The organism is Burkholderia sp. FW306-1C-G01B (assembly GCF_058781685.1).
Window position 1 is genome coordinate 12263 of record NZ_JBYSWZ010000004.1, and the last position, 20455, is coordinate 32717.

Sequence of the window (20455 nt, forward strand, 5' to 3'; positions counted from 1 at the left end):
GACGATATGAAATATGGGGACGAAATCATGGAAGTGATTGAGCGAGTAAATTCGTTAGATGGTGGCTGCAAGTATCTGTTAAGCGCCGGCGGTCGAGAAAAAACCGTCGAAGCGACGTATTTTTACTATGGTGAAAACAGCTTGCCGTATCTTTGTATCTCCAGTCAATTTGGCTGCGCGGTCGGATGTCTTTTTTGTGAGACTGGACGTCAAAAATCATTGGGCAATCTGGATGCAAGTCAAATCGTGCGTCAAGTAGAAATTTGCTCAAGTGAATTAATGCAGGAAGGCTCCCGAAATCTGGATACCATACTGTTCGCCGGCATGGGTGAGCCCATGCTCAATTTGACGCATGTCAGAAAGGCATCCCTTGATTTTAAGGCGAGGGGCATGGCGAACCGGGTTACCCTGACTACCGTAGGGATTCTGTCAAAATTCGACGAACTCTATGACATTCCGTTGGATACGCTATCGATATCACTGCACGCGACGACGGACGAGATAAGAAAAAAACTCATGCCCGGCGTCGCGAGATATCGAATCGAGGATCTCATAGAGCATGCTGCAAGCTACCAGCAAAGAACAGGGGTTCGCGTAATTCTCAATTATATCCTGCTCAAAAACATCAACGATAGAGATCAGGATCTGAAGCGGCTGACCGAGATAATTCCATCCGGAATATTTTCCATAAAACTAAAGCGCCTGAATGATGTCAGTCCTGTAAGCGGGCTGTTTTTGTCCGCATCGGATGAGTTTGGGAAATTCTTCTCTCGTTTGACCGATGCTGGATTCGATTGCATTGCCGACATTGGCAAAGGGACGGATATTCTGGGGGGCTGCGGTCAATTGCGATCCAAATTCAGAAAGCTGAGAACGACGGTTGCTTCAATATCGGTGCGTTCGTCAAGGCAAAAGAATTAAATGAACGACTACGATCGGTGGCGGGTGGACGATCACTCTTGACCACTGATATCGCTCATCGAAAACATTGCATTCGTAATGAGGAAGGTATGTCAATCAATACTTGGTTTAGAGGGGACTATTTTTATAGTCAAGGCGGCGCGAACGAATTGAGTCGGCGAGTCGAGTCGTTTCCCATTCAGCCGAGATTTGGCGTTGAATTGCGTCGATTGAATCTGAAATCGATATCCGTTATGGATATTTTCGAAATTCGAAAGCTGCTTGCCTTGCACGGCCTTCTTGTTTTTCGGGACCAGTCGCTTGGAGACAGCGACCTGCTGCGATTTTCCAAATTAATTGGATCTGGAAAGGTTGAGGCATCTGCCAGAACAATCAGTCACGGGAAAATCGAAAAGAATGTCGCATATCTGACGAATTTGAAAAACCAGGACGGTCTGCCCCTCGGATTCGGTGGTGATGATACAGATTTTTGGCATTCGGATCAGGAGTTTCGGGAAAATCCTGCGTCGGTGAGTATTCTGTCTTGTCTAATCCCAGCAGAGCAAGGGGGCGCGACCAGCTTTGCGACAACCGCGGTTCGCAATCTTGGAATTGATGAAATGGAGCTGGCTCAACTCCGCAAACTTTGGTCTACCAGGCGGCCGGCCACCACTCACGACAACGCACCTCAGGTAACCGTATCCCATCCTGTTATCGTCTCCAATCCATTTACAGGAAGGGAGTACGTCTACGTAAGTGAAAACACATTGAATTTTTCCGGAATGGACGTTGAATCCGGGCTGGCCTTGAGGGCAATTATTCTAAATGAAATACTAATCGAAGAGAACATATACACGCATGAGTGGAAGCCCGGGGATCTGTTGCTCTATGACAACGTGCAGCTTTTGCATCGGCGAGAAGAGTTCCGGGGGATTCGTTTTTTAAAGGCGCTCAAAATACATCCGGATGGATATTGCGTTGCAGCGCCCATCGGACACGTTGTCAGTGGCTGATCCTGTAATTTCAATTTCACATATCTCTTTGGTGCGTACATGAATCAATCATTGACGAATCCGAAGGCCGGAACGTTTGAGATTTCCCGCCTTGAGTCAAGAACGGCCGCCGATCTGAGCGACCTGGTGCACAGAAGCAATCGTGAATATATCGGCTCGTCGCCACTTGAAAAACCTGAATCGGTTGACGTTCGGGCAGGGCTGGCCGGAGGCTTGCCATTCGATACGCTGACGACGGATCTTGTTTCCGGTTGCCTGCCGATTCGACAAGCGTGCTATGGCATGTGTTTTGCGGCAAGAGCATCACTGGGACGGGGGATAGATTTCGGGGCGCGCGTGTCGAATCGGCTGAAAGAAGAAATCTTGATGGCTGATCTTGAAAGGTTGCCGATTACCCAGGGATATCTACGTAACGGGTGGAATAGCGATCCATCATGGTCGTGGAGAACGGCTCTTGAATTGGCGAGAATCGTCCAAGCCACCAATAGACTGACGATTTTCATTACGAAAGGATTCTTGAAGATTGATCGGACGGTTTTGGGCGGACTGGTGGGCAGTGGTGCGGAGATCAGGGTTTCATTGAGCGCAATTGACAATGATGCGCAGCTTTCCAATCGAATGGAACTCATTTTGAATTATCGGAGAGCCGGTGGCGTGGCGGTTCCGATCCTCATGTCCGCGCCGTTTAGAGAAGCGCATCTGGCGGGTCGCCAGGAGGAGATTGTGTGCTGGTTAAGAGCAAACGATCTGCCTGCGGCGGAAAACAGTTTGCGCTTTCCGTCGAACTCTCAAATTACAAAATTGATCGACCTGGACATGACTCGGCCGATCGCCGGAACTTCGGATCTCTGGAGCGGACGTCTCTTTTCCGATCGCCTCGTCATTCCAACGACAACGACTGTTCCCGATTCGTATCGTGGGCTTGGTTCTGGATTTTTGTCCCGTATCGATTTGGATTTTGTAAAGACTTTATATCACGATCCCGTAAATACGCATGAAGAAGTGATGGCGTCTGGCGAAAGCCTTCGGCACCCGAGGCAGTGTGGTGTTCCTAATGTCGGGAGGTCTTGACGACCCAAAAGCGCGATGGGAATTCGCCTGCGACGGCGGCCGCCGAAATATGGCGCGCCTCGTTTGCCGCGGTGCGGCCGGGAACATCCCGATGCATCAGGACGCCGACGCGGCAGCGCCGTGGCGGCCTTTCGATCCGGCCAGCCACGGCGGTCGGTAGCGAAGGGGGGATATGTTCCGAGCCCGCCGGTTCCGCAAACACATCTCCTTCGGGCAAGTACAGCCCGAAGGAAGAATCGGCGTGCCGGAGCGAATTCGCCGCGGCGGACGCTTCCGCCACGGCGAGTCGGGTCTTCAGCCGCTCACGACACAGCGTGGGCTGTCGCGAATCCGCGCGCGGCGCCGGTCGCCGCGATGCGCGCGGACGCTACATGTAGCTGATCGTGTAGGTGGCGGTCGCGTTGGCCGGCCCCGGGGTGATGGAGGTAGCAGTCTGGTAGTAGCGGGCCGAGAACGGGAGCTCGATGAGTCCGTCCGATTGCCATCGCGACGTGACGTCCCATTTCGAGCCGAACTGCACGGCGGTTTGCGAACCGGCATCGCCTTTCAGGACCTGAACGCCGACCCCGGTCGCCGTGCCCGTCTGCGCCGACAACGCGAGCACACCGGCACTTTCATATCCGGATACGGTCGTGCCGTCCAGCGTCAGCGCGACGGAGAACGCGCCGGTACTGCCCTGCTTGCAGTCGAGTGTCAGCGAGAAATCCCGCGACGGTGAGGTCGAACCGATGCCCGATCCCAGACCCGACTGGCCATTGGCCGAAAACGTGCCGAGATTGACCACCGGATTGGCGTCTCCGACGACCGAACACGTGCTCTTGGTAAACACCACGTAATCCTGCAGGCCCCGGATGAAATACATCGCGTTGCCATTCTGAACCAGCAAGTTCTGGCTCGGGTCGGCCACGCTGAGCACGTGCACATAGTTGGACGGCAGCTTGGTGGTGGAACTCGAGGGCGTGTCCCCGACCTTGACCAGTTCGACGTCCACTGTAAATGGCACGGAAACGCTCTTGATCGCCGAGTCGACCGACACGTCGGTTTTCCAGTTGGCCGCGGAGTTGCCACGATCGCCGTTGTAAGTCACGTAGATGGCGAGGCCGCTGCCGATCCGGTTGCTGGTGGTCAGGTCGGGGCGGCGCAGATAGGCATACTGGCTCGCCAGCGGATAAGTGACGTTCAGCACGCACGTGGCGGTGCGGCTGATGCCGTAGGCGCCCGCCAGCACCGTGCCGATCGGCGCATCCTCCGGTATCAGGATTTTCTGGGTCAAGTCGAGCAGCACGACGCTTTCGCCGCTCCCCACCGAACAGTTCAGCGTCGCATGCGCCGTTCCGGTGCCGAGCAGGCTCAGCGCGACCCAGGGCAGAAGGCGCCGGATCGACGAGCGCCCGAGTTTCAGGATGGTTTCCTTGATCACAATCGTCCTTTCATCATCATGAGAAATCGCCACGCAGGTGGCGGCGGTGGTCGTGGGAACGCATGTTCAACCCGATGTCTGCACCGGCGCGCGCACCCGCATCGACGCGGCCTGGTTCGTCTCCGGCGCGAGCGGCTGGCACACCGCGTCGAAACGCTGCAGGTGCTTGAGCGGGCCCGGCTTGCCGTCGGCCGTGGCCGGCGCCTGCTCGGGCAACATGAGCAGGCAGGTATTGCGCTCTTGCGGGCCCCACTTGACGAGCAGCTTCTCGAGCCCCTCGGCGAGGCGCGCGTACAGTTGCCCGTTCTGACCGACGGTGCCGACCGCGTTGCCCGCCTCATCGACCACGGAGGCGCCGAACGGCAGCACGTTGCCGCCGGGCAGCGTGCCCCGCACCAGGACCGGCCGGCCGATCACGGTGCCGTAGCGGACCTTGACGATTGCGCCGTTACGGGGCGCAACCTGTTGCCGCGTCGTGAGAAGCTCGACGTCGTCGGGCAGCCCGTTGGGATCGATCGACACTTCGTTGAGCCGATACGGATTCAGGTACGGCACCACCGCGCGGCCATTGCCGTCGAGCACGACGGCCGAATACCCGAGCACGCGCGCACCGGCGGCGGCCGGTGCTTCCACGATCGCGATCGACTGCGCGTTGTACGGCGAAGCCGTGACGCCACCGGAATCGGCGACCAGCATCCCGTTGGCGCCGGCGGACATCGCGCGATAGTGGTCGCCCACGTCGAAGCTGCCCTGCAGCGCGCTGTAATGCGAGCGATACAAGACCGACCCGTTGGCGCCGATGTCGCGGTTCGAATCGCGCGTCACGCCGATGCTGTAGTCGAGCGAGTTGTCCTTCAGCGCCGTGCCGTTGACGGTGGAGCGCACGCTGGTGCCGTCCGAGCCGTTGGTCACGGCCAGGTTGAGCGTCGGCGCGCGCGCCTTACTGCCGAGCGGCACGGACAGCGACAGCATGACGACGTTTTCCATCCGCCCGAGCGAAGTACGGCTGCGGCTCGCCGAGAGCGTATAGCCCAACGAACGGTAGCTGTTGCTGTAGCCGACCTGGAACTGGGTGTCGGTGCCCGCACGGTCCCAGAAGTTCTGGCTGTAGCCGCTGACATAGATATTGCCGCCGCGCTGGCCGAGGCCCTGGCTCGCCGTCACCGAGAGCCGGTTACGCGGCCGGCTCGCCGTCCACGAGGAATCGCTCAGCGTGCCGCGCCGCGCCAGGTCGCTGTACTGCAGCGCATTCTGCAGGTCCATGTAGCCCGACGACGAGAAGCGGTATGCCGCCACCGACACGTTGCTGTCGGTGGCCGATATCAGCTTGCTGTACGTCGCGCGCACGCTGGTGCCGTTGCGCTTGAAGCCCGCGGACGACACCCATGACTTGGTGACGTCGAGCGCGAATGCGCCCACGGGAGTGCTGAGCGCGCCGCCCGCGAGTACCGCGCCGTAGTCGTTGGTGAACTGGGCCCCGGCATACGCGGTGAAGTTGTTGGTCAGGCCGCGTTGCACGGTCGCCTGAAACACCTTCGGCGTGTAGCTCAACCCGCTGAGCCGGACCATGCCGGCGACCACGCTGTAGCGCGTTCTGCCGGGACGCAACAGTTGCGCGACCGACGCGTAGGGCACCTTGAATTCCTGCACACGGCCGTCGGCCTCCGTCACCGTGACCGTGAGGTCGCCGCCGTACCCGGTCGGGTACAGATCGTCGATCACGAATGCGCCCGGCGCAACCGAGGTCTCGTACAACACGGCGTCGCCCTGGCGAACGGTCACGCGTGCGTTGGTTTGCGCGATGCCGCGGACCACCGGCGCGTACCCGCGCATCGACTCCGGCCACATCTGGTCATCGGTCGCCAGCTGTGCGCCGCGAAATGCGAAGGTGTCGAAGATCTCGCCGCTGGTATTGGATTCGCCCAGCGTCACGCGCGCCTTCATCGGCGTGATGTCGCGTTGCACGTAGGTCCGGATCGAGCTGTAGCGCGAAGGATCGCGTTCGCGCCACTGGTACGAGCCGCTGTGGCGGAACATCCAGCCGCCGACGTTGAAGCCGGCGTTGATGCCGACGTAGGCCGACTGCTGGGTCAGGTTGCCGGACTCGCTGCGATAGTAGGTGGCGTTGTAGCCCAGCATGCCCGCCGTGACGCCCGAATCCCACAGCGCCGGGTCGACGTAGCCGCGGGCGCGGCGGCGCATCATGGCCTGCGGCAGGCTGACGTCGAGCCGAAGGTCCGCGGTATCGAGGCTGGCGCGTGCGTCGTTGGTCAGCTCCTCGATGGTGACGCAGCCGGCCGGGTCGGCCAGCCGCGCGAGCGCGTCCGACGGAACCTGCGACGCATCGATGCCCAGGCGATCAAACAGCGTGCGCGACACGCAAATACGCGCGGCGCCGTCGGGGCCGTCGCCGGGCTTGACGGTAACGGTTTCACGGGCGACGAAGCGGTCCGCCACGTAGACATCCACACGGTAATCGCCGGGCAGCAGCGGGTTACCGTTGGCGAATCGGGACAAATCGACGGTCTCGCCGGAACCGGAGCGCAGGAAATCCTGGTCGAAGCTCGCGCTGGCGAACTGGATCGTGTCGCGGCGCTGTGTGTGGGCGGATGCGCTGCCTTCCGCGGCCGAAACATACGGCGCCATGCTCATGCTGGCCAGCAAGACGGCCGCGGGGAGTGGTTTGAGGGCCGGCGGGCGCGCGCGCGCGCGCACCGCCCACGGACGGGTCGTGCGATTGATTTCCATGGTGCTTGAAGGTGATGTGCGCCGTACCTTGCGCCAGCTGTGGGGGCGGGGCGGGATGCGCGGAGCGGAAAGGACCCGGGGCGTCAGGGCGCGCCGAGCGTGCTTTCTCCGTGGGCGATGCCACCGTAGTCGGTGATATAGCCGAACGACACGCGCGCTTTCTCGAGCTGTGCCGGAAGCGGCGCAGCAAAGCTGAACAGGTGGGTCGCGCCCGGTGCGATCATCCCCCCCTCGCGAGCGGACACGGTTTTGCCTTCGGGACCGACATCGACCGTCGCGAGATTGACGTAGTAAGCGCTGGGGTTGCTCGCCTCGACGCCCTGGACGCGGCCATTGCCGTCGCGCTTCACCTGCCATTGCACTTGTTGCGGGGCGGCCAGCGCGCCCTCGTCGGTCAGCGCTGCAGGGCGCAGGAATATCTTGACGCGCGAGCGGATCGCGAGCTGCATCAGGTTTTCGCCGTCGGTCGCGCGCGGCCTGGGCGGAATGTCGAGCACGTTCAGCCAGTACAGCGACTCCTTGTCCTCGGGCACATCGTCACCGAGAAAGGAGAGTCTCAACGTCTGCCCCTTGCCCGGCTCGATGCGGGAAATCGGCGGGGTGATGACGAAGGGGGCGTCGGCCTTGTCGGGCGTCGCCGTCGTGTCGCCGCGATCGACCCATGCCTGCACCAGTGCAGGCTGTTCGCCGCGGTTATTCATGCGCACGGACACTTCGCGCTGCCCCTCGGGATAGATCACGCGCGTCCCGAACAGGACGATATTGGCCGCGGCTTGAGTGCTGACGACCAGCGTCAGGGCGAGGGCGAGGAGATGCAGCCGCGAGCGACCGCGCATCGGCGTTCTGAATGAGAGCATAGTGGAATCCAGCCTACGGAGGAGGGCTGGAATCGCCCTCCTTGTCGCAAAAGGGCTCCGTGCCAACCACGGAGCCTTGCAGACGGTGCTTACAGGTAGTCGATCGAGTAGGTCACCGAAGTTTGAACGTCACCCGCGGTGGACGCGCCGGTTGCGTAGTACTGGGCGCCATAGATCATCGTTGCTGCGCCGCTCGTCAGCGCCGTGGCGGCGTAGCTGCGCTGCGACTCGTCGCCGGCCTTCAGCGCGACGCCATCGGCGTTCAGGAGCTGAACCTGCACGTTCGTTGCGGCGCCGTTGGCGTTGTTCAGGTTGCCGCTCGTGCCGTCGACGTTCGGACCCGCTTCGAAGAACGCGCGGACTTGCGTGGCGTCACCCGAGCACTCGCTCAGCGCGATCGTGAAGTTGGTGGCGCCGGCGGTTTGGCCCTTCGAGGCCAGCGTGCTTGCCGACACCGTCGGCAGCTGGACGGTGGCGTCCTTGTCGCCGCCGTTCACGCTGATCGTGCAGGTCTGTGCTTCGATCGCACCGTTGAAGGTGATGGTGCCGTCGGACGCGTGAGCAGCCATGGGCAGAGCGAAAGCAGCGGAGAGAACGCCGAAGGCGATTTTATGTTTCATTTGAATTACCTTTCTAGATAAAAAGCGGGTATTGATTGTTGTCTCGCCATGCATGGCAATGCGGACAACGATGCATTCTCGCCTTCCATTTGGATTCCTTACATCACATAACATCCAAATGTGAGGTCAAGAATCCCGCCATGGCGGTGATGCCATGCCCCTCGCGCTCGCATGCCGCGGCGCGAGGGGGAACCGGTCAATACAGACCGGTCAGGCTGATCAGCGACGTGCCAGCGACAGCAGGCCCGCGCCGAAGCCGGTGAAGAGCAACGCGCCACCGATCAGCAGCGACGCGGCAACCTTGCCGAAGGTGTCACCCATGCCGACCGAATTGCCGGTCAGTTCCGGCGCTTCCCGGACGGTGAGATCGGTGGTGGACGATGACGGTTTGAACATCGCCATGATCGAGCTCGTCGTGATATCCGACCAGCTCCAGGCGCCAGCGACGACCGCAGTTTCCATGTGGTTGAGATTGCGCATTTGCGGTTCCTTCATGAGCGTCGGATCGTTTGGACTCCGACGTGGTGAAAAAAGCCGCGCCGTCCCGGGCGCTTGGCGTGCAGCCGTCGCGCCGTGCGGGAGGGGGCGGCCACCTGAATTACGTCAGTGCCGGATAGGTCGGGTCGAGGAGGGCGTTCATGTTCTCGTTGAACCACGAGGCCGTCGTGTCCCAGTCGTTCATCACGCCATAAATCAGGCCGCCCACGAGGCCGACGACCGCGCCGGCAATGGCACCGACGCCAGCCGAAATGATGCTGGCGCCGACGATGCCGCCGGTGCTGCCGCCGGTCACGCCACCCTTGAAGAACCCGGTGCCGAAGCCCGTGAGCGCACCGAGGACGCCCGCACCCAGGCTCGACCAGAAGCCGGCGCCGGCGACGTGTTCCATTTCCATCATGGTCAATTCACGCATTGAAATACTCCGTAGTAATGGTTGATTGGCGAACAATGAAAGGCCGGTTCGCCGACGGCCTGATTCGTTATCGGGCCCGTCTCCGTGCGCCGACGTGCGACGCGCGCGTCATGGCGTGGCGACCGCCGGCAGCGGGACGAACGTGGCGCGCCCCTGTTCCAGCAGCAAGGCCCGCTGCGCGCTACGGATGGTTTCGGGGCGATGGGCGATCAGAATGCGGGTGACCGGCATCGCACCGACAACCTCGTTGATCGCCTGTTCGCGCGCGACGTCGAGATGGCTCGTGGCTTCGTCCAGCACCAGCACGTCCGGCCGCCGATACAGCGCACGCGCCAGCAGCACGCGCTGACACTGGCCGCCCGACAGCGACGAACCCATGTCGCCCACCAGGCTCTGGTAGCCCATGGGCATCGCGGTGATGTCGTCGTGGATCTGCGCGAGCCGTGCCGCCTCCTCGATCCGCGCCTGGTCCGGTTCGAGATCGAAGAATGCGATGTTGTCCGCGATCGAGCCCGCGAACAGGATGTCGTCCTGCATCACGCAGCCGATACGGTCGCGGTAGTGCTGCAGGCCGACCTGGCGAATATCGACGCCGTCGATCGCAATCGTGCCTTCCTGCGGTTCCAGCAGTCCCAGCAGCAGTTTGGCGAGCGTGGTCTTGCCCTGCCCGGAGGGGCCGATGATGGCGACCGACTCCCCTGCGGCGATATCGAACGAGCAGCCGTCGAGCACCCATGGCTCGCCTTCGGCATAGCGATAGCGCAAGTTGCGCACGGAGAGGGTGGGGGGGGCTTCCTGTTGCCCGCGCGGCAACGGCGCCACCGTCCCTTCCATATCGGTCTCGACGTTCGTCAGCACGATATCGGCCAGCCGTTCGCCGTGCAGCCGCAGCATGCGGAACTCGATCAGTGCGTCGATCAGGCCGGAGCCGCGCCCGATGAACTGGTCCGCGAAGGTGATGTAGGCCACCAGCATGCCGGCGGAGAAATGACCGTCGAGGACTTGCTGCGCGGCGAGCCAGACGAGCGCCACCCGGCCTACGCCGGAAACCAGCCCATGGACGGCGGAGAAGCCGATGGACAGGCGTTGGATCGCGATGCCCTTGTTCGTGGTCTCGACCATGGTGTTGGTGTAGATCGCCACGCGCTCGTCCTGCTTGTTGGCGAGCTTGATCGCCTGGACGCCGCGAATCGACTCCAGCAGTTGGGACTGGGTTCGCGCCGCATAGACGATCTGGTCCTCGTTCGCGCGCCGGAACGGGCGGTAGGCGATCGCGCGCAGTAGCGCGTACACGACGAACAGTGCCAGCACGAGCCAGGTCAGCGTGCTGTTGTAGAAGAAGAGCATGCCCAACGTGACCACGGCCATCACGCCATCGAGCACGGTGCCGATGAAACGGGAGGTCAGCGTGTTCTGAATCGTGCTGACCGAGCCGAAGCGCGACACCACGTCGCCGATATGGCGCTGTTCGAAATAGGCCATCGGAAGCCGCAGCAGATGCGCGCAGACGTTGGCGCTCCATTGCACGCTCAGCAGGCTGGAGAACCATGTGACCACCCACGAGCGCAGCGCAGTGATCGCGACCTGGAACAGCGCCACCATCGCGAAGCCGATGCCGAGCAGCGTCAGCAGGTCCTGGTCGGACGAGACCAGCACGTGGTCCATCACCCATTGCATGTAGAACGGCGTCACGATGCCGAACAGTTCCAGCGCCACCGACAGGGTCAGTACCTGGACGAAGGCCGAGCGGATGCCGAGCACGCTGCCGATCAGCCGCAGCATCGAAATCGATTCGCGCTCCCGCTTGCGCTCGAACGCGGCGGTCGGGAGCAGTTCCAGCGCGACGCCGGTGAAGCAGCGCGAGACTTCGTCCATCGGCACGTGGCGCACGCCGCGCGCGGGATCGTGGATGACAATGTGGTCGCGCTCGACGCGCTTGAGCACCACGAAGTGGCTCATCTCCCAGTGCAGGATGCAGGGGCGGCGCAGTTGGCCGAGTTCGTCCAGCTCGAGCCGCAGTGCACGCGAGGCCAGCCCCAGACGCTGGGCGATGCGCATCACGTCGCCCAGCGTGGTGCCCTTGAGCGAGGTCGTGAAGCGCTGGCGCAGATGCATCATGTCGATGTCGTGGCCGAAGAACCCGGCCACCATGCCTACGCAGGCAAGACCACATTCGGCCGCTTGCGTTTGCAGGATCACCGGAAGTCGGCGTCCCCAGCCAAAGCGCAGGGCATTCAGAATACTCATCGTTCAGATCTCGGTGCCGGCATGCACGCGTCGGGCGGCAAGCCGGTGGTTCATGACAGTTCGGTTTCAGTTGCTGGCGCGGCGGCCGAGCGCGTAGATCGGTTCCAGCACCCACTCGATCAACGTGCGCCGGTCGAGCAGCAGATCGGCATCCAGCGCCATGCCGGGGCGCAAGCGCTCCGTGCGGTCGTAGACGGCGATGTCCTGGCGCGCCAGCGCGACGGTCAGCCGGTAGTGCTGCTCCTGCACGTTCGGATCGCCGGTCAACGCCGCGACTTCCTGTGGCGACAGCGCGCTGCGCGAAATTCCTGTCACCTGGCCGTATTGCTGCCCGAACTTCTGGTAGGGATACGCCTGGTAGCGCAGCACCACGGTCTGCCCCGGATGAATGAACCCGATGGCGCGGCTCGGCACCATCAACTGCGCTTCCAGTTTTCCGTCGGCGGGTAGCACTGACACGGCGGTTTGCCCGGCGTTGATGACCTGCCCCACCTTGAACAGCAGCGCGCCCACCACGCCGTCGGCCGGCGCACGCAGCACGACGGAACGGCGAGCTTCGTTCTCGACGATCGCCTGTTCGGTCTCCGCCAGCTTGCGTCCCATCTCGTTGCGCTGCTGCCGTGCGCTCAGCGGCTGCTCACGCAGTTGCTGGCGCACCTGGAGCAACTGGCCCTGCACGTCGAGCCGGGCGCGCACGGACTCCTGCAGACGAGCCTCCGCGTCGAGTACGCTGGCTTCCTGCTGATCGACCTGCGAGTTCGACACATAGCCCTGGGTCCGCATCATCGACAGCTTATCGAGCTGGCTCCGGGCGAGTTCCACCTGGCGCACGCGGTGCGTGTGCTGCAGTTCGAGCTCGCTCAACTGGCTCTCGAAGGTCGCCGCCCGCTCGCGCAGGCCGCGCGTCGCTTCATCGGCCAGCACCGTTTGGCCGCTCAGGTCGCTCTTGAGCTGCGAGCGCTGTGTTTCGAGTTGCGCACGCACCATCTCGCGGACGCCGCCCGACGAGATCGCGACTTCGGCGGACACCGTCATCAGCGGATCGCCCGCGCGCACGCGCTGGCCTTCGCGGACGTCGATCGACTCCACCGTGCCGGACACCGGCGGCGTCACGTTGAGCACGCCGGCGGCGGGCACCAGCTGCCCCATCACGCGCTCGCGCTTGGTATAGGAGCCGAACACCAGGAACGCCGCGATCGAAAGCGTGATCACGGCCACGATGGTGACGAGCAACCAGCGGTAGGGCGGCGAGTACAGCGCAACCGCGCCGATCAATTTGCCCTTTCCGGCTTCCAGCGCCTCGGGGCGAAACAACGACTCATCAGACATGAAAATCCATCAACGAAACCCTAGGCGACCTACGCCTAGTCGGCAGTCAAACATCCAAAAGCGCCCAGGTCGTCCTGAGCGATCGTGCCCAGCACGGCCGACAACTGCAGCCGTGCGGTGATAGAGCGGAAGCGCGCATCGGCAAGATCCCGCACCGCCTCGAAATACTTCTGCTGCGCCGTCAGCTCGTCGACGCTGGTGCGCAGCCCGACCTCGCGGCCGTAGTGCGTGGACTCGACGCGGCTGTGCGCGGATTCCACCGCACGCTGTTGCGCCTTGAGCTTGGCCACGCCGTTGACGATGCCGAGGAACGCGGACCGCGCATCCTGGCGCGCGCGCCGGCGCGCGTCCTCCAGCAGGTCGCTGCGCTGCGCGCGGCGGCTGTATGCCTCGCGCGACATCGATATCCCCGCGCCGCCGGAGAACAGCGGGATCGTCACCGTGATGCCGATCATCGACGACCGCGTCTTCGACGTCGTGCCGAACAGGTCGTCGAGGACGTTGCTGTTCTGCGCGCGGCTCCAGTTGCTGCCGTAGCTGCCTTGCAGGTTCACCACCGGCAAATGGGACGCGCTCGCCGCCTTGATGTCGGCCTGCGACTCGTCCAGCTGGAACACGGCCGCGCGGACTTCGAGGTTGTCCGTTTCCGCGCGCGCGAGTGTGTCCTCCATCTCGGTCATCGGCGGCGCCGGCCGGCAAACGCCGCTCAGCGGATCGATATCGGCCGCCGACAATCCGGTCAGGCGCGTGTAAGTGCCGCCCGCGACTTCGAGGTCGTTGGTCGCGCCGATCTCGCGCGCCTGCGCGTCGTCGTAATTGGCCTGCGCCTCGTCGACCTCGGTCCGGGTGCCTTCGCCGATGCCCAGCGCGAGACGCGCCTGCTCGAGTTGCTTCCCGAACGCCTGCTTGGCGGCGCGCGCGGCCTGCAGAACTTCGCGCTGGTACAGGACCTCGAAGAACGCATCGGCAACGTTGATCACGAGCTGCTGCTGCGCACTGGCGAGTTCCACCTCGGCTCCGCCAGCCTGCGCTACGCCGCGCTGGTAGTCGGCGTAGCGGCTGAGGTCGAACAGCGGCTGCGTCACGGTGACCGCGTAGTAGTGACGTCGCACGCCGGCCGCGTACGACGCGCTCGGCTGATCCTGGCGCGTGTACGAGCCTTCGAGCTGCACCTTCGGCAGGAGTCCGGCCAGTCCTTGCCAGCGCTTCTGCGCGCCGGCGCGCTCGGAGTGACGCGCCGCGGAGATCGCAGTGTCGAACACGCGTGCCGTCTCGACTGCCTGCGGCAGTGTCGTTCCGTGCGCCGCCGGCACCGATGCGGCGCATGCGAACGACAGTAATGCCCACGCGACCGGGCGCCGCAGGCGCGCAACGCCGGCGCCGCATGCGCCCGCCCTGTTGGCAGTCGAGACAGCAAGTTTGAATGCCGCCGTCCGCCGTGAAAATCTCAATCCGTCCATTTTTTGGGTGCTGATGTCCTGTGTTGCGCGATCGAAGTATTGAGGATTGCTTTCATACCAGCCCACTGTCGATCGCATAGCGAATCAGTTCCGCGGTGGAATCGACGCCGAGCTTGCGCATCGCGGTGTATTTCTGCGACGAGACGGTGCTCACCGAACGCCGGTATTGCGACGCGATTTCCGACAGCGAGAGTCCGATTACCGTCAGGCGCACGACGTCGAGTTCCTTGTGAGTCAGGCCACGGCCCAGCGTGTGCGACGATCGGTTGTCTTCCAGGTTCTTGCGCATCACCGGCGACAGATAGCAAGTCGCTTCCGTGTGGACGTGCATGCAGGCCCTGACGACCTCCTGAGGCGGATCGGACTTGCCGACCAGCGCGCGCACGCCGAGCTGCATCGCTTTTGTCAAAATCGCGGCATTGCTCTGCGCGGTCAGGACGATCACCTTGCTGCGCGGTGCCGATCTGCGCACGGCGCGCAACAACGCCAGGCCGTCGTACGAACCGCCTGGCGCGGGCATCGTGAGATCGGTCAACACCAGTTCGGTCGGCTCACGCATCAACGCGGAAACGAGGTCGCGTCCGTTTCTGCACACATGCCGCAGTTGCAACACAGGCTCGCGTTCGACGAGCAGCCTGAGTGAAAGCAGGACGACCGGATGATCGTCGGCGATCGACAACGTGATGCTTGCCATGTGAGATCCTGAAGAATGAACACGAGAGTCGCGCCGCCGATACGAGCCGGGCACGACATGAGCGACTGTCTCGCGTGATCCGGTAACACCGGGCGTAGAGGCCGGTGCGCATGGGCGTTATTCTTCCTCGTGTGACCCGTCGCGTTCGATAGGCAGCGTCGGAAGACGCGCTGGCATTTTTCCGAGAACGGCATCGGAAATTTCCCAGGCGGGTTGATAACCGACCACGCCGGGCAGGTGAGCCGGCGTGGTGACGGCGAGCATGTTGGCTAAGATCCGGCGGATGCATTTCCGCGATGGCGTCCCACGTCAGGACATTTTTCGACGGACAAGGCGGTTCGGCGGTGCGCCGCGCTGCGGCATGACGACAACACGAAAACGGTGGTCGACAAGGTTGGCCGCGGCAACGAGCGAGCTATCGACGCCCGCTTCCATGCAATGTGCATTCGCTATCTGTTCGAACCGGAATGCCGCAATCGGGCCGCTGGCCGGGAGACGGGCGTCGTCCGGGAGATGTTCACGATCGGCATCGCCGGATCTGGCGTGACGCGATCCACATGCGCTGCGGCAAGACGAGGAAGCGCGCTCGATGCAAAATCCCAAAGTGGGGCGCGCTATCGGGTCGATATCGACACCCTGGCGATCGCCGTCGGATCGATAGGCCGATCGTGCCGCTGTCGGTCAGGCCGGGGGGATTTCGCTCACTCGATCGCATCCCGTTGCAGCGCGCTCAGACGCGCGTGCATGGCGGTGCACCGTGCGATGACGCATTCGGCCTGGATTCTGGCGCCCGCCATGTCGCGTTCCCGCAGAAGCTGCTCCAGCCGGACGCAGGCGTGCTCGAGTTCTGCCTCGCCCATGATCTGGGAACCGCCCTTGATGCGGTGCGCGATCCCGACCGCGGTGTCGGCGTCTCCGGCATTCATGGCCTGGTGCAAGGCCTGCATATCGGCCTCGTTGCTTTCCACGAGGGCTGCGATCAGTGCGTCGCGGGCGTCCAGATCGTCGCTGGCGATCGCGCAAAGGTTGCGGCTTGTGGCGATTGCCATCGCACCCTGTTCCGAGGCGTCGGCCCGGTCCGGGGCGCGGCGGTCGACGGATGTCGCGTCGCGCAGATGTGCATTGAACGTATGCATCAGATCCGCCAGTGCGACCGGCTTGGTCATGAAGGCGGTCATGCCCGCGGACAGTGCGAGCTTGCGCGCTTCGGCCCGCGCGTCGGCACTGCACCCGAAGATCGGCAGATCGCGCCATCGCTCGTCCGCTCGCACCGCGGCGGCGAACGCATAGCCGTTCATGCGCGACATCGAACAGTCGGTCAGGATCACGTCCACCGTTTCGTGTTCCAGCAGGGCAAGCGCCTGGTCCCCGTCGCTGGCTTCGATGGTTGACTCGAAGCCGAGCGCGCGTAGCTGGCGAACCAGCAGCATGCGGTTCGGCGCATGATCGTCGACCACGAGCACGCGCCGCCATTGCGCCCAGTCTTGGGGTATCGGCAGCGTCGCCGGTGTTGGCCGGGTTGGTGTCGCCTGCATGAGCGGAACCGAGACACGCACCTCCGTACCTTCGCCAAGCCGGCTCTCCAGCACGATCCGGCCGCCCATTCGGGCGACCAGCGTGCGGCAGATCCACAGCCCGAGACCCGTGCCGCCGAAGTCGACGCCGGTACCGGCGGCCTGCCCGAACGGCCGGAAGAGACGGGTCTGGTCCTCCGCGCGGATGCCGACTCCGGTGTCACGCACCACGATCTCGAGTGTGCCGTGGGAATCGCCGTCCGGTTGCCATCGCAGGCTCAGGTTGATGCCGCCGCTGTCGGTGAACTTCAGTGCATTGCCCAGCAGGTTACCGATGATCTGGCGCATCCGCAGGCCATCCATCAGCAGTGTCGTCGGCATGCCGGGATCGATATCCGTCTTCAGCGTCAGGCCTTTTTCCGCGCAGAGCGTCCGAAATATCAATAACGGCTGTTCGAGGCCGGTCGCAACGTCGGTAGGGCAGGGCTCGAGTTGAAGCTCTCCCGCCTCGGCCTTGGACGTGTCGAGCAGGTCGTTGATCAGGTGCAACAGCGATTGTGCAGTTTTGCGCACCGTCCGGATGGCGTCCCGGCCCGGCGAGCCGGGACCGTTGAGTTCCAGTTCGAGCAAGCCGAGAATGGCATGCATCGGCGTGCGGATCTCGTGGCTGATGGTCGCGAGAAGCGTACTCTTGGCCTGGTTCGCGGTCTTCGCGTCGAGCATCGCGTGCTTCAGAGACCGTTCGGTCTGCTTACGAAGTGTGATGTCGATCCAGCCGCCCAATACGGCATCCTCGCCCGAGCCCGGACAGCCAAACGGAATCGCCCAGATGAACAGATCCGATTCGCATCCGTTACCCGGCAAGGTTTTGTCGGCGAATTGGGCGCGGCGCTTCGTCAGCGCGGCCCGGTACAGCTTCTCGAGTATCGCGTTCAACACATGTTGCCTGCGGGTGGGCGTGGGGAGCACGTCAGCGCCGACGAGCGCGTCCCGTGGCAGGCCGTAGGCGTCGGCGAAGGAGGCGTTGCAACTGACGACGCGTCCGTCTGCCTGGCGCAGATAAACCGAAAAGGGCAGCGCATTGATCAGGGCATCCTGCAACGCGATGCGCTCGCGCATGTCGCGCGCGTGGCGCCGCTCACGGGAGCGGATCACACCGAGCGCGCCCGCGCCCAAGCTCAGCAGGACGGACAGCGCCGTGAGCGCGTTGACGATCCGCCTGCGCTGCATCGTGGACCAGCCGGCAATCACGTTGGTCGGGCGGTAGCGCATCCGGTCGTGCCGCAACGCGTCGAGATCCTCGGGGGGCGTCGACTCGAGGACCTTGTTGATGATGCCCAGCAGCAGTTCGTTGTCGGGCCGTACCGCCATCGCAATGCGGGTGACCGACTCGTCAACCGGCGTCACGACCTCGACCGACCGAGCGAGGTCGGACTGCGCGATGAAGTAGTTGGCAGTGGCGCCCGGCAGGGAAATCGCATCGACGCTGCCGTCGAGCAGCATGCGAAACAGCGTCGGGACGTCGCGCCCCTCGATCAGCATCGGCTCGCCCGTGATCGGTTCCGGATCGAAGCGCTGGAACCCGCGCGTCTCGGGCATGATGCCGATGCGCTTGCCACCCAGGTGCGTGGTGCGGGCAATAGCGCCGTTGCCGGCCCGGACCACCAGGACCCACAGTGTCTGTGCATACGACGCGGCCGGCGTCATCCCGTTCGGATGCGCGCGGCCGAGCGGAATGTCCGGCAGCAAGTCGACCCGACCGTCAGTCAGTGCCTCGAAGGATTCGCGCCGGGTGCCGAATGACACCGGCTGGAAGGTCAGGCCGGTGCGCTCGCCGATCAGCTCCATGACGTCGACGGCGAGGCCCGTGATCGCTCCGCGGCTGCCTTCCGCGAACAGATAGGGCGGCAAGTCGATCGTGGCGGCATAGCGAACGGCGGGATGCGTGCTGATGTACGCGCGCTCTTCCGAGGTCAGCACGAGCTCCCGACCGAGCTTGAAATGATTCGCCGAGCCGAACCAGCGTCGCTCGATTTCCACGACCGTGCGGATCGGAATCGCTTGCAGCGCCGCGTTGATGCGATTGATCAGGCCCGTGTCGGTGGCGCGGGCGAGGAACACGAACGGCGATGCGTCGACATCGGCGAAACGCGTGATCGACAGGGGCAACTGCAATTGGTCGATCAGGTAGTTCGCTTCGGTGGCCAGGCCGATAAATACGTCGGCCGAGCCATAGGCCACTGCTTGCAGCGCGCTCAGCGCCGCCGGATAGACGGTGGTTCCTTCATGCTGGTAGCGTGCGCGGAAGTCCGCATTGCCGAGTTCATTGGTCGCCACCGCGGGGCGTTCCGGTGGTGCCGGCGTGGCGTCCACGTGGCGTCTTGCTCCGAGTGGGCGCACTTCGACTTCCCGGTCAGTGAAATACGGCAGCGATCGGAGCCAATGCCGGTCGCCTTCCGGCTGGATGCCGCCGATCAGGTCGACCTTTCCGCTTGCCAGAGCAGCGTAGGCCTGCGCACGCGTCTCGAACATCCGGATCTCGAAGCGAAGCGCGCCGGACTGCTGGATGGTATGGAGATAATCCGCGGTAATACCTTCGTACAGGCCGCTATCGCGGTACAGGTTGAGTGGGACACAGCCGTCGCGCACGACCGCGACCCGCACCGTTTCGGGTGAATGTGATGGGCTCAGACGCCGGGCCTCCGCCTGGTGGCCTTGACTATTACTGCGCAGTTGCAGCGTGCGCGGCGGGTTTTCCGGGGCCGACGCACTCGCGTCGGCGCCCACCGATACGAAGCACAGCGCGACCAACCACTTGGCGGCTGTGCGGCGCGCGGCCGCGCCCGCCTTCGACCCAAGGCAGGATTGCTTCGTCATCGTGTCGACGGTGCGAACCCCGTTGCTATTGATTGGCGGTGTGGCTTGCAGCACGTCATGTTCAGATCAGACCGTTCTTTTTTGCGTAGTCGGCCAGACCCACGACCGACGACACCCCAAGCTTCGCGAATATGTTGGATTTGTACGTGCTGACCGTCTTGTTGCTGATGCACAGATCCTCGCCGATCTGCCTGTTCGACGAGCCGCGCGCGAGTCCGCGCAGCACCGTCAGCTCGCGATCCGTCAGTCCTCCCATGTTGCTTGTGGCGCTACTCGTGTGGTTTCCGTAAAGGGCCGACATGGCTTCCGCCGGGAAGAACAAGTAGCCGGACAGGATGACCTTCACCGCGTTGTGGATCTCGGCCATGCCGCTGCGTTTGCTGACGAAGCCATTGGCTCCGGCCCGGCAGGTCCGAATCGAATAGATCTTTTCGTCCAGCGCGGACAAGGCCAGAATCCTGGTTTTCAGTCCTTCCTCGCGGACCCGCTTCAGCAAACGCAGACCGTCGCCGCCCGGAATCTCGATATCGAGAATGACCAAGTCGATCGGGTGCGCGCGCAGGAGCGTCATGGCATCGATCGCGTTGTCCGCTTCGTAAAACTGATCGAATTCCCGGTCTCTGGACAGCACGGTACGGATTGCAAACTCAATGGCGGGGTGGTCATCGACGATCAGAACGGCGGACATGGTTGACTCTCAGGGTAGCCTGATGACATGCCCCACCTTCGGCGGGCACCGTCGCCGATGACGGCAGCGCCCGCGTAGGCAGCCGCGACTGACGACATGGGTGC

General features: G+C 63.1%; 16 protein-coding genes. 3 read left to right on the forward strand and 13 right to left on the reverse strand.

Going from position 1 to position 20455, the window contains the following annotated elements; genetic code table 11:
• Positions 1-27: 27 nt before the first annotated feature.
• The 3 genes from AC3WLY_RS09635 (at position 28) to AC3WLY_RS09645 (ending at position 2984) form a co-directional block, all read left to right on the forward strand.
• Positions 28-921 (forward strand): radical SAM protein, encoded by an 894-nt coding sequence (locus tag AC3WLY_RS09635; RefSeq protein WP_492308618.1) that lies wholly within the window; start codon positions 28-30, stop codon positions 919-921.
• Between the two features lie 89 nt (positions 922-1010).
• Entirely contained in the window at positions 1011-1913 is a 903-nt protein-coding gene (locus tag AC3WLY_RS09640; protein ID WP_492332664.1) for a TauD/TfdA dioxygenase family protein, read from the forward strand.
• Between the two features lie 39 nt (positions 1914-1952).
• Positions 1953-2984: a hypothetical protein gene (locus AC3WLY_RS09645; RefSeq protein WP_492308616.1), complete on the forward strand. Its 1032-nt coding sequence runs from the start codon at positions 1953-1955 to the stop codon at positions 2982-2984.
• A 367-nt stretch (positions 2985-3351) separates the two neighbouring features.
• Here AC3WLY_RS09645 and AC3WLY_RS09650 read toward each other — a convergent pair whose 3' ends face one another.
• The 13 genes from AC3WLY_RS09650 to AC3WLY_RS09710 form a co-directional block, all read right to left on the reverse strand.
• Positions 3352-4404, reverse strand: coding sequence for a fimbrial protein (locus tag AC3WLY_RS09650; protein ID WP_492332665.1), 1053 nt, complete (start codon positions 4402-4404; stop codon positions 3352-3354).
• Positions 4405-4470: 66 nt separating this feature from the next.
• On the reverse strand, positions 4471-7050 hold the full coding sequence (locus AC3WLY_RS09655) for a fimbria/pilus outer membrane usher protein (RefSeq protein WP_492308614.1): 2580 nt from the start codon (positions 7048-7050) through the stop codon (positions 4471-4473).
• A 185-nt stretch (positions 7051-7235) separates the two neighbouring features.
• Positions 7236-8009: a fimbrial biogenesis chaperone gene (locus AC3WLY_RS09660; RefSeq protein ID WP_492308613.1), complete on the reverse strand. Its 774-nt coding sequence runs from the start codon at positions 8007-8009 to the stop codon at positions 7236-7238.
• An 89-nt stretch (positions 8010-8098) separates the two neighbouring features.
• Positions 8099-8629 (reverse strand): fimbrial protein, encoded by a 531-nt coding sequence (locus tag AC3WLY_RS09665; protein ID WP_492308612.1) that lies wholly within the window; start codon positions 8627-8629, stop codon positions 8099-8101.
• 219 nt (positions 8630-8848) lie between these two features.
• On the reverse strand, positions 8849-9124 hold the full coding sequence (locus AC3WLY_RS09670) for a hypothetical protein (protein ID WP_492308611.1): 276 nt from the start codon (positions 9122-9124) through the stop codon (positions 8849-8851).
• Between the two features lie 103 nt (positions 9125-9227).
• The gene (locus AC3WLY_RS09675) at positions 9228-9542 is read right to left on the reverse strand and encodes a hypothetical protein (RefSeq protein ID WP_492308610.1); all 315 of its coding nucleotides are present in this window, start codon (positions 9540-9542) and stop codon (positions 9228-9230) included.
• 108 nt (positions 9543-9650) lie between these two features.
• On the reverse strand, positions 9651-11789 hold the full coding sequence (locus tag AC3WLY_RS09680) for a peptidase domain-containing ABC transporter (RefSeq protein ID WP_492308609.1): 2139 nt from the start codon (positions 11787-11789) through the stop codon (positions 9651-9653).
• A gap of 66 nt (positions 11790-11855) precedes the next feature.
• Positions 11856-13118, reverse strand: coding sequence for an HlyD family secretion protein (locus tag AC3WLY_RS09685; protein ID WP_492308608.1), 1263 nt, complete (start codon positions 13116-13118; stop codon positions 11856-11858).
• 35 nt (positions 13119-13153) lie between these two features.
• Complete coding sequence (locus AC3WLY_RS09690; protein WP_492332666.1) at positions 13154-14431, reverse strand: TolC family outer membrane protein; 1278 nt, start codon at positions 14429-14431, stop codon at positions 13154-13156.
• A 199-nt stretch (positions 14432-14630) separates the two neighbouring features.
• Positions 14631-15272 carry a response regulator gene (locus AC3WLY_RS09695; protein ID WP_492308605.1) on the reverse strand — a complete coding sequence of 214 codons (642 nt, stop codon included), beginning with the start codon at positions 15270-15272 and terminating at the stop codon, positions 14631-14633.
• Positions 15273-15389: 117 nt separating this feature from the next.
• Positions 15390-15536: a hypothetical protein gene (locus tag AC3WLY_RS09700; RefSeq protein ID WP_492308604.1), complete on the reverse strand. Its 147-nt coding sequence runs from the start codon at positions 15534-15536 to the stop codon at positions 15390-15392.
• A gap of 437 nt (positions 15537-15973) precedes the next feature.
• A complete protein-coding gene (locus AC3WLY_RS09705; RefSeq protein ID WP_492332667.1) occupies positions 15974-19663 on the reverse strand; it encodes an ATP-binding protein in 3690 nt (1229 codons plus the stop codon).
• Between the two features lie 61 nt (positions 19664-19724).
• Entirely contained in the window at positions 19725-20351 is a 627-nt protein-coding gene (locus tag AC3WLY_RS09710) for a response regulator (protein WP_492308602.1), read from the reverse strand.
• Positions 20352-20455: the final 104 nt, after the last annotated feature.